Genomic DNA, 15738 nt, shown 5'->3' with positions numbered 1-15738 from the left:
TACCGGCCTAGGGGCCGCACCGCCACCATCAAACTCAACCCCAAGGCCAAATCGCCCACCAAGCACAACACACTTCGCGGTCAAAACCCCTCTGCGAGCCTGTTCTCGCTAACTGCGCAACAGGCCCACAAGGGGAGAAGGGAAAGCCGCGCCTATCGCCCAGTCTGAAAATCGAGTCCGGACGGGCGATGCGAGATGGCCACCATTCCTGCCTGTCTTGACGCAGCCTCACCCCAGCCGCACTATTCCCCGGCAGGCGAAGGGAGGCCAGTCGCCTGCGGGAGGAACGATAGCCATGACGGACGCGATCAGGCTCTACTGGGGCCGGTTCGGACATGTTTCCGTGCTGAATGTCGCCAACGACTTCGTCACCCATGCCCATGGCGAGGCCCATCTCATCATCTGGCTGGAAGGCACGGCAGGCGAAATGACCATCGGCCGCGAGACGGTGCGGCTTGGGCCTGGCACCGCGGCCGGCATCAACTCGTTCCAGCCGCACAGCCACGCCCTTTCCCGCGACGGTAAGCCCGGCCTGTTCCTCGCCTTCTACATCGACCCGGACTGGGCGCGCCGGCGCCGCGACCTGCCCTCCTCCGCGCCGCTGTTCACGCAAGCGGCGATCACGCTGGAGCCCTGGCTGCACCAGGCTGCGGCGAACCTGCTCGATCACCTCACCGACAATGAAAGCATCGACGACGTCGCCAATTACGAGATCGAGCGTTTCATCGACAGCGTTCTCGACGCGGCCGATACATCCGCGCCGCAGGTAGCCCGCGCGCGCATCAACACGATGCTCGATTTCCGTGTCCGCAAGGCGATCCAGTTGATGAAGGCCAACGTCTGCGAACGCATCTCCTTCGACGACGTCGCTCGTTCGGTCGGGCTCTCCCGACCGCATTTCTTCGCGCTGTTCAAGGAACAGACCAATCTGACGCCGAACGTCTACTGGAACACGCTGCGCATGGAGGAAGCCGTGCGGCAACTGCAGTGGTCGCAGGAACCGCTGATCTCGGTCGCCTGCAATCTCGGCTTCACCACCCAGGGTAATTTCTCGCGCTTCTTCCGCGACCATGTCGGCGTGCCGCCGACGCTCTACCGCGAAGCCGCGCGAGCGACAGCGTAAGGCGCTTTGAGATTCAGGTCAGGCCGAGCCGGAGTCGAAGACGGGCGCGAAGCGACCAAACTGGATGGCTTCCGAGAACCGGCCTACGCCGGCCGTAGCCTTCATAGAGCAAAGACACTTGTGAGGGCTTCGGCCGGCGAAGGCCGGAGCGGAGCGTACTTTAGCTACGTGAGCACCGGAAGCGCAGGAAGCCGCCATTTGCAGGCCGGCATCACCTGACTATCGACGCGCCGGTTTTTCCGACTGGTTGATACGGGCTCAAGACGCATTGATAAGCGCCGGCCCGTCGGCCGCCCTAGCATGCTCCCGATCTTTGCAAGGGAACCAGTCTATGGCGAAAGTCACCATTTCCAGCGTCATCGACGCGCCGGTCGAGCAGGTCTGGGCGCGCATCCGCGACTTCAACGGTTTGCCCAGTTGGCATCCGCGCATGGTGGAAAGCCATATCGAGGACGGCAAGGACGCCACCACGATCGGCTGCGTGCGCAACTTCCAACTGGTCAGCGGCGCGCGGCTGCGCGAGAAGCTGCTCGATTTCTCGGATGAGAACTTCCTGGTCAGCTATTCGATCCTCGAGACGCCGCAGCCGCTCACCAATCACAAGGCGACGCTGCAGTTGCGGCGCGTCACCGACGGCAACCGCACCTATGCCGAATGGACAGCGAGCTTCGACGCCGCGCCCGAGGAGGCCGACAAGCTGGCCGAGGGCATGGGCGCCAACGTCTTCCAGGGCGGTTTCAACGCCCTGAAGGCCCATTTCGCCGGCCAGAGCTGACGGGAGCGCGCCATGTCGCTTGCGCTGCAGACTTTTTCGAGCGTGAAAGACGCCAACGCCGCGTTGCAGGCCGCTGGGACACGCTATCTCGGCGGCGGCACGCTTGTCGTCCGCGCGGCCAATGAAGGCGATGTTGCCGTCTTCAACCTGATCCGCGTCAGCGATCCCGCCCTCTCGCAGATCGCGGTTTCCGGCGGCAAGGTCCGGCTCGGCGCTTCGGTCACCATGGCCGCGATTGCCCGTCATCCCGAGCTCGCCGCGCTTGCGCCGGCCGCGCGCGCCGTCGGCGGACCGGCGATCCGCAACATGGCGACCGTCGGCGGCAATCTGTTCGCCCCTGCCCCTTATGGCGATTTCGCCGTGGCGCTGCTGGCGCTGGACGCGACCGTCGTCACCCAAGCCGGCGAAGTGCCGATCGAGACTTTTTTGGCCGATCGCGACACCAGCCGCGCCATACTGACCGCGGTGGATATTGCATTGCCTAAAGCCGAGAGCTTCCGCTTCCTGAAAGTATCGCGGGTCAAGCCCAAGGGTGTGTCCGTGCTGAGCATCGCCGCGCTTCTGGAGCTCGCATCGGACGGCACGGTGACCTCGGCGCGCATCGCGCTGGGCTGCATGGCCGATCGTCCAATGCGCGCTTTAGCGGCCGAAAAGGCGCTGCTCGGCTGCAAGCTCACCCCGCAGGAGATCGCGCCGGCCCTGACCGCTGCGAGCGAAGGCATCGCGCCGATCACCGACCCGATCGCCAGCGCCTGGTATCGCGCCGAGGTTCTGCCGGTCCATCTCGGCCGGCTGCTGCTTGACTAATATCCGTGGGGGACGCGCGTCTGTCCGGCCGATCCGGGCAGGCGCGCAGGGAGGAAAAATGGCAAAAGTACCTGTCCAATTCACACTCAACGGCTCCGAAAAAGCCGAGTTCGTCGAAAGCGGCACGACGCTGCTCAATGCGCTGCGCGACAAGATCGGCGACACCTCACCCAAGGGGGGTTGCCACCAAGGCACCTGCGGCGCCTGCTCGGTCATCATCGACGGAGAACTCAGGCTCTCCTGCCTGACGCTGGCCGAAACCTGCGGCGGTGCCGACGTCAGGACCACCGCCGGCCTTGCCGAAGGCGGTGTGCTGCATCCGCTGCAGCGCGCCTTCCTCGATGCCTTCGCCACGCAATGCGGCTTCTGCACGCCGGGCATGATCATGGCCGCGAAGGTTCTGCTCGACCGCACGCCCAACCCGAGCCGCGAGGATGTGGTCGAGGCGCTGTCCGGCAACATCTGCCGCTGCACCGGCTACGAGCCGATCATCCAGGCGGTGCTGCTTGCGGCGCGCGCCAACTCGCAGAACGCCGCCTGAGGGGACGAGCCATGGAACTGCGCAAGGACTACTTTGCCGATGTCCGCAAGGACGGCCTGCATGAGATCGGCCAGGGTCGCCCGCGGCTCGACTCGCCGGGACACGTCACCGGCAAGACCGCCTATTTCGCCGACCGAAACTTCCCGGGCATGCTGCATCTGAAGATGGTGCGCAGCCCGCACCACCATGCCCGCATCCGCTCGATCGATACGTCGGAAGCGGAGAAACATCCGGGCGTCGTACGCGTGCTGACCGCCAGGGATGTGCCGCACAATGTCTACACCATCCTGATCCTGATCCAGATCGGGCCCGAGGACGAAACCGTGCTCGCCGACGGCAAGGTGCGCTGGAAGGGTGAGGCCGTGGTGGCGGTGCTGGCCGAGACCGAGCGCGCCGCGCAGGAAGCCGCCGCCAAGGTCAAGGTCGACTATGAGGTGTTGCCGGCCGTCTTCGACATGGAGGAGGCGCTGAAGCCCGGCGCGCCTTTGGTCAACGAATATCACGGCCAGAATTACTATCTCTATGACAGCGGCGAGTGCCGCAAGGTGCGCTTCGGCGATGTCGAGGCAGGCTTTGCCCAGGCCGACCACATCCTCGAACAGTCCTACCAGTCCTCGCCGATCGAGCACGCGCCGACCGAAACCACGGGCTGCGTGGTGGCGCCGGAAGGCAATGACCGCTTCACCTGCTACACCAACACGCAGGCGATGTTCTTCACCCTGGACAACGCCTCGATCATCCTGCAGATGCCGGGCTCGAAGCTGCATTTCGTCGGTGGCACCGTTGGCGGTGGCTTCGGCGGCAAGGTCGACGTCATCGTCGAGCCGATCGCCATCCTCGCGGCCAAGCTAACCGGACGCCCGGTCCGTTTTATCTACAGCCGCGAGGAGGAAATGCAGATCTCCTCGCCGCGCGCCGCCGAGAAGGTGATCATCAAGGACGGCGTCATGAAGGACGGCCGCATCGTCGCGCGCAAGGTGACCGGCTATACCGACGCCGGCGCCTATTCGCGCCACTCGCCCTATGGCGCGCAGAAGGGCGCGGCGCACTACCCCGGCCCCTATACGATCCCGAATGTCTGGATCGACACCTATTGCGTCTACACCAACCGCACCCCTTCGTCGGCCATGCGCGGCTTCGGCGTCACCATCGGCGACTTCGCGCTCGAGGTGCAGATGGACAAGCTGGCGAGGCTGATCGGCATGGATCCGCTAGAATTCCGCTTCATCAACGCCTATCGCGACGGCGACATGAAGGCGCATCGCCAGCCGACCGAGGGTGCGGCGCTAATCGAATGCATGCAGGAGGCCTCGCGCGTCGCCAACTGGCCCGTGGCGGAAAAGTACATGGCGATGTCCTCCTACAGGAAGGGAGCCTGAGATGGCGATCCGGCGTGGACGCGGCGTCGCCGCGATCAACTATCCGACCGGCATGAATCTTGGCGGCGACCCGACCCAGGCGCTGGTCCATTCGACCCCGACCGGCAACTTCATGGTGACGTTGTCCAGCGTCGATCTCGGCCAGGGCATGAAGCAGATCATGGCGCAGATCTGCGCCGAGACGATCGGCGTGCCGACCGACCGCGTCGTCATCGACACCGCCGACACCGACACCGGCCCGCACTGCATGGGCACCTTCGCCTCGCGCGGCACGCACCGCGCCGGCAACGCCGTCATCCAGGCGGCCAAGGAGGCGCGCCAGGTGATGCTGGAAGTGGCGGCCGAGGAGCTGGAGGTGAATGCATCCGACCTCGAGACCGACGGTGAGGGCAACATACAGGTGAAGGGCGCGCCGCAGAAATCGATCTCGATCTTCGACGTGGCGCTGTCGGCGCATTTCAAGCGCGGCCGCTCGATCTCGGGGCGCGGCATGTTTCTCATTCCGCGCTCCTACCCGGAGAAGGAGACCGGCGCGATGAAGCCTTCCACCTGCTACGCCCATGCCTGCACGGTGGCCGAGGTCGAGGTCGACGACGAGACCGGCGAGGTCACGGTGCTCACCGTGAAGAACGTTTTCGAGATCGGCCGTGCGCTCAACCCGAAAATGGTCGAGCAGCAGCTCGTCGGCGGTTCCTGGATGGGCATCAGCCATGCGCTCTACGAAACGACCGAACCCTATTATCCGAGCCGCGACCATGGCGGCACCGACTTCAACCAGTATCTGATGCCGGGCCCGGGTGACCTCGCCGAGACCGAGATCATCGTCTTGGAGCGTCCTTCCGCCGATGGGCCGTTCGGCGCCAAGGGTCCGGGCGAGATGTGCGCCAACCCGCAGATCCCGGCCGTCGCCAACGCCGTCTTCGACGCCGTCGGCGTGCGCATCGACACCTTGCCGATCACGCCGGAGCGCATCCTGCGCGCGCTGAAGGCGCAGGCCGTGGGCTGAGGGGAAGATGGCAAACCCCGACGCCGTTGCGGTCGCGGCTTCGCCGGAAGCGATCGCCGCGCGCCTTGCCGCTTCGCGCTATCTGGCCGACGACAGCCTTGCGACGGCGATCTTCCTCGCGATCCGCCTGGGCAAGCCGCTGCTGCTCGAAGGCGCGCCGGGCGTCGGCAAGACCGAAGCCGCCAAGGCGGTCGCCGAACTGCTTGGCCGCGAGCTGGTGCGGCTGCAATGCTATGAAGGCATCGACGCCGGGCATGCGCTCTACGAGTGGAACTACCAGCGCCAGCTGCTCGCCATCCGCCATGCCGGCGAGCACGAGATCGACATCTATGACGATCGTTTTCTGACCGCCCGGCCGCTGCTGCAGGTGCTTCGCGCGCCGGAGCAGCGCTTGCTGCTGGTCGACGAGATCGACCGCTCCGATCACGAGTTCGAGGCGCTGCTGCTCGAATTCCTCTCCGACTTCCAGATCAGCATCCCCGAACGCGGCACGATCCGCGCCGCGACGCAGCCGATCGTCATCCTCACCTCCAACCGCACGCGCGAGCTGGCCGAGGCGCTGCGCCGCCGCTGCGTCTATCATTGGATTGGCTATCCCGACGCCCAGCGCGAGGCCGAGATCATCATGCTGCGCGCGGGCCATGTTGCGGAAGCGACGGCAAAAGCGGTGGCGAATGCCGTGCAGGAGATCCGCGCGCGTCCGCTAGCCAAGCCGCCCGGCATCGCCGAAGCGGTCGAATGGGCGAATGCCGCCACCATCCTCGAGAAAGGCGGCAGCCCGTGGCCGCAAGCCTTCCGCCGCGCCATAGGCGTGCTGATCAAGGACGAGGAGGATTTGTCGGCGATTGCACCTGAACTGGGGAGGATTGTCGAGGAGGCGCTAGGGTGATGCGTTTTAGGGATCGCCTGCCGATCTTCCAGCGCTGGCGGGACAGCACCCCCCTCTGTCCTGCCGGACATCTCCCCCTCAAGTGGGGAGATCAGACGTCACGGCGGCTTTCGCCAATCTTCGACTTCGCAGGATTGAGCAGAGCGCCCAAGCTGCCAATCTCCCCCCTAGAGGGGGAGATGTCCGGCAGGACAGAGGGGGGCGCGAAGGAATGAGGCGTCCGGAAAACCTGCCTCGTGCCGCCGCACTCTTCCTCGGCTTCGCCCGTTTGCTCCGTGATCACGCCTTCGCCATCGCGCCCGAACAAATCACCAGCTTCATGCAAGCGGTGACCCTGCTCGGCCCGCGCTCGATGAACGACATCCGCGAAGCAGCGCTCGCGACGCTTGCGCCCTCGCCCGATCGCCGCGACGAATTCGAAGCGCATTTCCGCGCCCATTTCTACGGCGACGCCAAGCCTTCGATCGAAGGCGAGAAGGACGACGAGACCCGCGTCAAGGACGATCGCGGCACGCGCGAGGAAGAGAAGCAAACCATCCGCCAGGAGAAAAGCGGCGAGCTCTCCTCGGCGCTCGAGCAATTGAGCAGCCGCGATTTCCAGCGCGAGCCCGATGGTCTCGGCCAGTTCCGCCGCAAGCTCGCCTCCGCCCTCCCCGCGCGCCGTTCTTTCCGCACCATGCGCACGCGTTCGCGCGGCACGCTCGACCTCCGGCGCTCGCTCAGCGAAATCGTCAGCGCCGATGGCGACATCCCGTCGCCGCTGCTGCGCCGGCGGCAGGCGGTATCGCGAAAACTGCTTCTGCTCATCGATATCTCCGGATCGATGAAGCTGCACACCGCCGACTATCTCAAGCTGGCTCACGCGGCGGTGCAAGGCGCAGACCGCGCCGAAGTCTTCACCTTCGGCACGCGGCTTACCCGCATCACCTCGGCGCTGCGCATTCGTGACCGCGAGCAGGCGCTCGCCCGCGCCGGGGCGCTCGTCGACGATTGGGACGGCGGCACCCGCATGGGGCCGACATTGCTGGCCTTCCTGTCGGTGCCGCGCTTCTCCGCCTTCGCGCGCGGCGCCTGCGTCGTCATCCTGTCCGACGGGCTGGAACGCGGCAGCCATGCCGAGCTGGAGATCGCGATGCGGCGGTTGAGCGCCCGCGCCTTCCGGCTGTCGCTGGCGAGCCCGCTCGCCGGCGATCCGCGCTTCCGCCCGGAAACTGCGGCGCTCCGCGCCATCCTGCCGGCGCTTGACGATCTGGTCGACGGCTCGTCGGCCAAGAGCCTGACCGATTTCATCCTGTCGCTCGCCCGTCCTGCGCCTGCGGCCGCTTCCATCTGGAAAAGGATATCGTGATGCAGAAAGCCATCGACGCGCATTTCCACATCTGGCGCCAGAAGGATCAGCCCTGGCTGGTCGGGCCGATGGTGCCGCGCATCTTCGGCCCCTACGAGCCGATCCGCCGCGACTATCCGATCACCGAGTTCCTCGAGGACCAGAAAGGCTCAGGCGTCGAGAAGGCCGTCTATGTCCAGACCAACTGGGCCAAGGAGGATTTCGAGAAGGAGGTCGCCTTCCTGCAGAAGACCGCGGATGAAACCGGCTGGCCGCACGCCATCGTCGGCTATGCCGACATGACGGTCGACGACGTCCGCCCGCAGATCGACCGATTGAAAAAGTATCCGCTGCTGCGCGGCGTGCGCATGCAGCTTCACTGGCATGAAACGCCCGCCTTCCGCTTCGCCGCTTCGGCCGACCAGGTGATCGATCCGAAAGTGCGGAAGAACGTGGCGCGTTTGAAGGATTACGGCCTCTCCTTTGACCTGCAGCTCTTTCCCGCGCAGATGAAGGACGGGCTGACACTAGTCGGCGAAAACCCTCAGACGAATTTCATCCTCACCCATGCCGGCATGCTGACCGGCATGGAGCCGGAAACCACCGAAGCCTGGAAGGCGGGCCTCCGCACGCTTTCGGCAGCGCCCAATGTCTACGCCAAGCTCTCGGGGCTCGGCACCTTCGTCCACCGCAACGACCCGGAGCTCATCGCCTACATCGTCGACAACGCGATCGAGATCCTCGGCAGCGACCGGCTGATGTTCGGCTCGAACTTCCCGATCGAGAAGCTCTGGACCAGTCACGCCGAGCTGATCCAAGCGCACCGCGCGGCGGTGGCGAAACATGGCGCGGCGGCCGAGGCAGATATCTTCTGGAATACGGCCGCGAAGGTGTATCGGCCGGTGTAGCGCGGCTTCTTCCTTCCCCCCCTTGTGGGGGAAGGTGGATCGGCGCGAAGCGCCGAGACGGATGAGGGGTGCTCCAGCGGAGTGAGACGTTAGCGTTCCTTGGAACACCCCTCATCCGACCTCGCTTCGCGAGGCCACCTTCTCCCACAAGGGGAGAAGGAGAAGCCGGCGCCTCACTTCACCTCGAATTGCGGATCGACAGGAATCTGCATTGCCGTGACCAGGTGATTGGTCTGGCCGGCAAGCCCGATGATCGACACAAGCTCGCCATGCTGCGCGTCGGTCATGCCCTTGGCGCGGGCGGCGGCCGTGTGCGAGTGGACGCAGTAGGAACAGCCATTGGCAGTCGAGACCGCTATATAGATCATCTCCTTGGTCAGCGGATCGATGGCGCTGTCGGCGACCATCACCGCCTTGAGCTGCTCCCACACCCGCTTCAGCGCCGCCGGATCATTGGCCAGCCCGCGCCAGAAATTGTTGACGAAGTCGGATTTTCGCGTCGCCCGGATATCGTCGAACACGGCCTTCACCGCCGGGATCTTTTCGACCTCGGCATCGCTGAGCAGTTTTGTGGTGGCCATGGTGTTTCCTTTCGTTTGAATCGCTGATCGAGGTCGTTGAACCAAGTGTTGCGCGTAGACAGCTAACGTGTTTCTCCGATTCAATTTTTAGCTCGAAGCAACACACTGCCGCGGACATTGGCCGAAGCACCTCAGCATCGTCATTCCAGGGCGGAGCAAGGAGCGAAGCGACGCGCGCAGACCCTGGAATCCATTCCGTGCCCTCACGCGAAGGGCGCAGCGGAGCAGAATTCTGGACCCTAGCCGCGCCTGAAAGTCGCGGCATGGATCCTCGGGTCTGCGCGCGTCGCTGCGCTCCTTGCTCCGCCCGTGGATGACGACGTCGCGGAGGCTCCGGCCAATTGTCAAGGTGCCACCAGCGACACCCTAGTGCACCGCCGCGTACATGATCTTCTCCTCCGTCGCCTCCGCCGGCGAGAACTCCTCGACGATGCGGCCCTGGCGGCAGACAAGGATGCGGTCGGACAGGTTCATGATCTCCGGCAGGTAGGACGAGATGACGACGACGGCGAGGCCCTCGTCGGCCAGTCGGTTGATGATCTGGTGGATCTCGGCGATGGCGCCGACATCGACGCCGCGTGTCGGCTCGTCGAAAATGACGATGCGCGGCTGCTGCACCAGCCCCTTGCCGATCACCACCTTCTGCTGGTTGCCGCCGGAAAGCTCGACCACGCGGGCGTTGTCGTTGATCGCCTTGATGTTGAGTGTCTTGGTCCATTCGGCCGAGAGCTGCCGCATCTCCTGCTGGTTGATCATCCAGGCCTTCTCGCGGCCGGCGGCAAGCAGGCCACCGAAAAGGTTCTCGGCGATGCCCATGGTCTCGAAGATGCCTTCGCTCTTGCGGTCCTCGGTGACATAGACGATGCCGTCGGCCACCGCCTCGCTCGGCACGAGGTAGCGCACCGGCTTGTCGTCCAATTCAATCGCGCCGCCGCGCAAAAAGTCGCGCTTGTAGATACCCGAGACAATCTTGAAGGTCTCGGTGCGGCCCGATCCGATCAGCCCGAACACGCCGGTGATCTGGCCTTCGAAAATCGAGAAGGAATTGTTGCGCACGATGTTGCTCATCGAGATGTCCTGCACCGAGAGCACTTTCTTGCCGGCCTTGCGCAATTTCGTCTCGTCGCGCTGGCGATAGATCTGCCCCGACAGCGAGCGCCCGACCATGGCGGCGACGATCCTGTCGCGGTCGAAGGCGGATGTCTGGTCGGTGATCACCAGTTCGCCGTCGCGCAGGATGGTGATGCGATCGGCGATCATCAGCGCCTCTTCCAGCGCGTGGCTGATGAAGACGATCGACACGCCGCGCGCTTTGAGCCTCCGGATCAGCGCGAAGAAATGGCGTTTCTCCTCCGGCGTCAGCGTGGCGGTGGGTTCGTCGAAGATGATGATCTCGGCATTGTGGTGGACGGCGCGCGCGATCTCGACCATCTGCCGCTTGGCCGCGCCCAGCGTCGCCACCATCGCGTTGGGATCGACCGGAAAATTCAGCGACTGCAGGAATTGCTGCGCCGAGATGTAGGTGCCGCGCAGCCGGTTGAGGAATTTCTCGGTGCCGAGATAAAGGTTCTGCGCCACCGTCATCGACGGCACCAGGCTGGTCTCCTGGAATACCATGGCGATGCCCGCTTCCAGCGCGGCGTGCGGCGAGGCATAAGCCGTCTCGACGCCCTGGTGGAACATCTTGCCCGAAGTCGCGTCAACGACGCCGGCGATGATCTTGGTCAGCGTCGACTTGCCGGCGCCGTTCTCGCCAAGCAGCGCATGGATCTCGCCCTTCCTCAGATCGAAGCTGACATTCTTCACGGCCGGCACGCCGCGATAGGTCTTGGTGACGTTTTCCAGACGGACGATCGGCTCCATCAGAAACCTCCCGTGACCGCGTCGAGCGCCAGCACGCAATCGCCGCCCTTCGAGGCGACGAACAGGCAACCGTCCTTTTCCGCCACGCTGCAGATGCCGTGCCGGGTGCCGTTGGCGCGGCTGTGCAGGCTGAATTGCGGCTGCATGGTTCGGTCGAGCCTGACTACGAGCCCATAGGAGCGGCTGGGCGACCACGGCTTGTGGATGCCCATGGTGCGGATGCCGCCGCATTGCAGCGGCTCGAGGAAGCTGCGGTTGGAAGCCAGCGCCGGCGCGATCCAGTAGGCCGGCGGCACCTGGTCGATCATGTCGCGGCGATAATGCGTTTCCTGCAGCACGAATTCGATCAGCCGGTTGCGCGGTGCAAACAGCGTCAGCCACGCGCCGCCGTCGCCCGCCGGCGCCAGCCGCGCGGGATAGCCGGGCAGATGCGTCAGCACCGTCGAGCGGTTTCCGTTCGCGCCGTCGAAGCGTACGAGCTGGTGGCGCCAGCTTTCGCTCACCAGCACGTTGGCGCCGACCGGGTGAAGCCCATAGGGAAAGGAGATGTCTCCGGCGATCTTCTGAAAACCGATGCCACCCGCCCCGCACCGCCACAGCGAGCCGGATGCGCCCTTCTTCATCAGGTCGGCCGCCCATTGCGACGGAGCATGTTCGCTGGAGCCATTGGCCAGCCACAGCATGCCATCGTCGGCATAGGCAAGCGCTGTGATGCACCGTATTTCGGCCGGCAGCGAAACCTCCTTGCCGGCAATCAGCAGTCTGCCGCTCTCCAGCCCGACGGTCAGTTCGCCCGATGGCGACAGCGCCAGCGCGGTGATGGGGGATTGAAAGGTTTCGACAGCGACGGGCTCGGAACCAGCCGCAACCGCCAGGATAGCGTTGCCGCTGGAGACAAGCAGCCGCCCGTCAGACACCAGCAGATTGTCCGGCTCGCTCAGTTCGGCGACGGCCGGCGCGTCGTCCAGCCGCGTGTTGGGACGGAAGGCGCCGTCGAGCGGCGGTATGGTGACCGCCTTGCCGCGAAAGACATCCAGGATCGGATCGAGGATCATGGCTTGTCTCCCCAATAGGAAGCGGGGCTCGTCCAGTTCGGGTCCGCACCACTGATCTTATAGCGCCCGATGCGGTTGTTGAGGATGCCGCCGACGAACAGGTAGCCCTTGTGCTCGCGCATCGAGGTCACCATCGGATGCGCGTTGCCGGAAAGATCGCCGAGCGTCTCGACGATGCCGCCGTTCTCGTTGAACTTCACCACGCCGCCGGTGTTGATGTTGGGAAACAGCCATTCGTCCTGCGGCAGGCGGCGGGTCATGCGTTTGCGCATGTCGGGATGGCGCAGCGACAGGTCGAAGCTTGGCGTGCGCATGCCGAGCCAGGCCATCCAGTAATTGCCGTCCGAGGCACGGTTGATGTTGTCGGGATAGCCCGGCATGTCGCGGATGACGCATTCGGCGGTGCCTGCCTTCGGCCCTTCCAGCCAATAGCGATGCACGCGGCAGGCCCAGCTTTCGGCGAAAAACAGCGACTTGCCGTCATGCGCCATGCACACGCCGTTGGTGTAGCGGTAGCCGTCGAGCAGCGTCTTGGTCGAACCGTCCTTCGGGTCGTACACCAAAAGACGGCCCGTGGCGCGATTCTCGATCGAGTCCAGCGCCCAATCATGAGCATCATATCGCTTGGTCGAATCCGTGAAATAGATGCGGCCGTCTGGCGCGATGTCGCAATCATTCGGGTCGCGCAGGCGCGCATCGTCGACGATCGAGGTCCAGGAGCGTGCCGTCTCTGCCGAGAGGCGCTTCACCTCCCGGGCCGGCGAGACCGAATAGAGCCCCATGGCGCCGACGCAGCTGATCAGATTGCCGTCCCGGTCGAAGGCGAGCCCCAGCGGAAAGCCGCCTATATGGGCAAAGACTTCGGAACGCCGGTAGTTCGGTGCGAAGAAGCGGACGATCTCGCCGTGGCGGGTGCCGCAATAGAGATGGTCGTCGCGGTCGAGGATGACGTCCTCGGGTCCTTCCAGCTCGCCGAGCCCGATATGGTCCGCGGCCGAGAGCCGGTTGTCGAGTTCGTAGGACGTGCCGGAACCGGGCGCGGCCGATTGGGTCTCGCCCATCTTGAGGTAGACCGGCGCGACATAGACCTCGTTCAGCACCTTGTGGCGGTTCTTCAGCCAGCGGATGTCTATGGTGACGGCGACCGCCAAGAGGATGCCGAGCACCATCTGGTTGGTGCCTGTGCCGTAGCCAAGCCGGATCAGGCCGTTGGTCATGGTCAGAACGATGATGGCGCCCATCAGGCCCTTGACCACCGAGCCGCGTCCGCCGCCAAGGCTGACGCCGCCGACCACCGCCGCCGTCAGCGCCATGATCTCGAGATTGAGGCCGGTGCCCGGCCCCGCCCCGCTCAACCGGCAGGCGATCAGGAAGCCGCCGATCGAGGCGCAGAAGCCGGAAAAGACGTAGGTCATGAACACGGTGCGCCGCACCCGGATGCCGGCATTATGCGCCGAACGACGGGAGCCGCCGACCGCCAGCACATGCCAGCCCGGGCGCGAGCGCGTCAGCGCGATATGCGTGACGACGGCGAGGATGATGGCCAGCCAGACCGAGACCGACAGGCCCCAGAACGTGCCGTCGCCGATGAAGTCGAGCACATCGGAACTTGCCTGGGAAAGCTGCACGTCGGCGGCATAGGTGGTGACGAGGATGTCGAACAGCGCTCGCCCGAAGATGAAGGTGACCAGCGTGGTGAGGAAGGCACGCAGCCTGAGATAGCCGACGAGGTAGCCGTTGACGGCGCCGAAGACGAGCCCCGTGCAAAGTGCCGCGGCCAAGGCCAGCCAGATCGACTGTTCGAGAATGAAGAAGACGTAGACGGCGGAGAAGCAGGACAGCGCGAAGATTGAGCCCACCGAAAGATCGATGCCGCCGCCCAGCATCACCACGGTCATGCCGATGACGACCAGCGAGAACTCGCCGAGCTGTCGAGTGGATTCCTGCAGCGAGGTGAGCTTGAAGAAGCCCGGAATGATCGAGCCGAACACCCCGAGCGTCGCCACCAGCGCCAGGAAAGGTATGGCGTTGTCGGTCCAGCGCTTGGTCAGGATCTCGCCGACCAGATGGTCGGGCACGAGATTGTAGCGCCAGGCCTGGAGGCGTTCACGGAAATTCATCGGCTGCTGCTGTCATTAAAAACGGGAAAGAGGCGGCCGGAACAATCCGGCCACCCCGTGGATGCTTTTCCGGCTGCGCGGCTTATTTCGCCGCCGCTTCGGCTTGCAGAGCCTTCAGGTCCCAGCAGCTGTCGGGCTTGAGGTCGGCCTTGGTCGTCGCCTTCTCCAGCGTGTAGATGTAGGTGTGCGAGGTGCCGGCCGGCTGGCCGCTCTGCAGCAGGAACTTGATGATGGCGTTCATGTCGCCCGACTGGCGGGCAAGATCGGTCATCACCACGGCGCCATAGGTGCCGTCGTTCAGCTTGTCGCAATCGGCCGCCTTCTCGCCGCCGCCGGTGGTGACCAGGAACACCTTGCCCTCGAGCTTGGCGTCGCGAATCGCGGCCGAGGCACCAGTGGCGTCGCCGTCCCAGAAGTCGATGATCGAGCAGATGTCCGGGTGCTGCTGCAGCATCGTCGTCGTCACGTTGCGCGAGGTGGTCGCGTCCCAATTGGAATCCGGCTTTGCCACCACCTGGAAGTCGGGATGCTTCTCCAGCACCTTCATGATGCCGGCATACTGGTAGAGGCTAGACGAGTTCGCCTGGTCGCCCTGCACCAGCCCGATCTTCTTGGACGAATTCTCGCCGCAGCCTTTGATCGCCGCTTCGGCTTCGAGCTGGCCGAGCTTGTCCCAGTCGCTGCCGACGAAGGCGTCGGCCGGGAAGTTCGCCGGATTGTCGACCAGCAGCACATAGGTACCGGCGGCCTGCGCCTTCTTCATCAGCTTCGAGTAGGAGTTGAGGTCGGGCGCATGAATGATCAGCACGTCCGGCCGCGTGTCCGAAGCGATGGCGTCGGTGATCGCCTGCGCGCCGGCATCGACCACCCAGTTCGGGTCGCGGGTCTCGAATGTGCCGCCCCAGGCCTCGACTTCCTTCTTCAGGTAGTGCGCCCAACCCTGCGCCAGGTCGAACCCCATCGCCAGCGGCACCAGCATGACGCGCTTGCCGTTGAGCGCCTTGGCATAGGCGGCCGGGCCGGGATCGTCTGCGGCAAAACTCGGCGCCGCGAAGGCGGTAACGGCGAGCGCCGTGGCGGCGGCCATCAATGTTCTGAGTAGTCTCATGTCACACCTCTGGTTCGGTTTTCGTTGCCGGGCGATCGTCGCGATCGCCCGGGTACCCGAGAGCAAGATGGCCTTGCCATCTGCTCTAAATGTCGCCTTGTTGCGCGGTCTGCTCGTCGCGCGGATTGATGATGCCGTCGACGATGATGGCCCCGAGCAGGATCGCCGCCTTGATCAGGTTCTGGTAGAGAAGCGGAATGTCGATGATGGTCATGGCGTTGAGCAGGATGCCGATCAGCGCCGCCCCCACCAGCAC

General features: G+C 64.7%; 14 protein-coding genes and 1 pseudogene. 9 read left to right on the top strand and 6 right to left on the bottom strand.

What is annotated here, in order from left to right:
• Positions 1–295 precede the first annotated feature (295 nt).
• From CK219_RS30820 to CK219_RS30780, 9 genes are all read left to right on the top strand, one after another.
• Positions 296–1123, top strand: coding sequence for an AraC family transcriptional regulator (locus CK219_RS30820; protein WP_095770204.1), 828 nt, complete (start codon positions 296–298; stop codon positions 1121–1123).
• A gap of 331 nt (positions 1124–1454) precedes the next feature.
• Positions 1455–1898, top strand: a complete 444-nt coding sequence (locus CK219_RS30815; protein WP_095770203.1) for an SRPBCC family protein — start codon at positions 1455–1457, stop codon at positions 1896–1898.
• A gap of 12 nt (positions 1899–1910) precedes the next feature.
• Complete coding sequence (locus CK219_RS30810) at positions 1911–2705, top strand: FAD binding domain-containing protein (protein ID WP_095770202.1); 795 nt, start codon at positions 1911–1913, stop codon at positions 2703–2705.
• 58 nt (positions 2706–2763) lie between these two features.
• Complete coding sequence (locus CK219_RS30805) at positions 2764–3246, top strand: (2Fe-2S)-binding protein (RefSeq protein WP_095770201.1); 483 nt, start codon at positions 2764–2766, stop codon at positions 3244–3246.
• An 11-nt stretch (positions 3247–3257) separates the two neighbouring features.
• Positions 3258–4625, top strand: a complete 1368-nt coding sequence (locus tag CK219_RS32690) for a xanthine dehydrogenase family protein molybdopterin-binding subunit (protein WP_095770200.1) — start codon at positions 3258–3260, stop codon at positions 4623–4625.
• Between the two features lies 1 nt (position 4626).
• The gene (locus tag CK219_RS32685) at positions 4627–5631 is read left to right on the top strand and encodes a molybdopterin cofactor-binding domain-containing protein (RefSeq protein WP_095770199.1); all 1005 of its coding nucleotides are present in this window, start codon (positions 4627–4629) and stop codon (positions 5629–5631) included.
• Positions 5632–5638: 7 nt separating this feature from the next.
• The gene (locus CK219_RS30790) at positions 5639–6520 is read left to right on the top strand and encodes a MoxR family ATPase (protein WP_095770198.1); all 882 of its coding nucleotides are present in this window, start codon (positions 5639–5641) and stop codon (positions 6518–6520) included.
• Between the two features lie 211 nt (positions 6521–6731).
• Positions 6732–7868, top strand: coding sequence for a VWA domain-containing protein (locus CK219_RS30785; protein ID WP_095770197.1), 1137 nt, complete (start codon positions 6732–6734; stop codon positions 7866–7868).
• The gene (locus CK219_RS30780; RefSeq protein ID WP_176477202.1) at positions 7868–8755 is read left to right on the top strand and encodes an amidohydrolase; all 888 of its coding nucleotides are present in this window, start codon (positions 7868–7870) and stop codon (positions 8753–8755) included. The genes CK219_RS30785 and CK219_RS30780 overlap by 1 nt, the downstream gene beginning before the upstream one ends.
• Before the next feature lie 173 nt (positions 8756–8928).
• Here the strand turns inward: CK219_RS30780 and CK219_RS30775 are convergent, their stop codons facing one another.
• From CK219_RS30775 to CK219_RS32480, 6 genes and pseudogenes are all read right to left on the bottom strand, one after another.
• Positions 8929–9336, bottom strand: coding sequence for a carboxymuconolactone decarboxylase family protein (locus tag CK219_RS30775; protein WP_095770195.1), 408 nt, complete (start codon positions 9334–9336; stop codon positions 8929–8931).
• Between the two features lie 366 nt (positions 9337–9702).
• Entirely contained in the window at positions 9703–11199 is a 1497-nt protein-coding gene (locus CK219_RS30770) for a sugar ABC transporter ATP-binding protein (protein ID WP_095770194.1), read from the bottom strand.
• On the bottom strand, positions 11199–12254 hold the full coding sequence (locus CK219_RS30765; RefSeq protein ID WP_095770193.1) for a hypothetical protein: 1056 nt from the start codon (positions 12252–12254) through the stop codon (positions 11199–11201). The genes CK219_RS30770 and CK219_RS30765 overlap by 1 nt, the downstream gene beginning before the upstream one ends.
• Complete coding sequence (locus CK219_RS30760) at positions 12251–14374, bottom strand: SMP-30/gluconolactonase/LRE family protein (protein ID WP_095770192.1); 2124 nt, start codon at positions 14372–14374, stop codon at positions 12251–12253. Before CK219_RS30760 ends, CK219_RS30765 begins: the two co-directional genes overlap by 4 nt.
• A gap of 82 nt (positions 14375–14456) precedes the next feature.
• Positions 14457–15482: a sugar ABC transporter substrate-binding protein gene (locus CK219_RS30755; RefSeq protein ID WP_095770191.1), complete on the bottom strand. Its 1026-nt coding sequence runs from the start codon at positions 15480–15482 to the stop codon at positions 14457–14459.
• Positions 15483–15567: 85 nt separating this feature from the next.
• Positions 15568–15738: pseudogene (locus tag CK219_RS32480) on the bottom strand (ABC transporter permease); the annotation flags it as partial.

This window comes from Mesorhizobium sp. WSM4313, from assembly GCF_002294725.1.
GTDB lineage: Bacteria > Pseudomonadota > Alphaproteobacteria > Rhizobiales > Rhizobiaceae > Mesorhizobium.
This window is presented reverse-complemented; position numbering and strand designations above follow the sequence as displayed.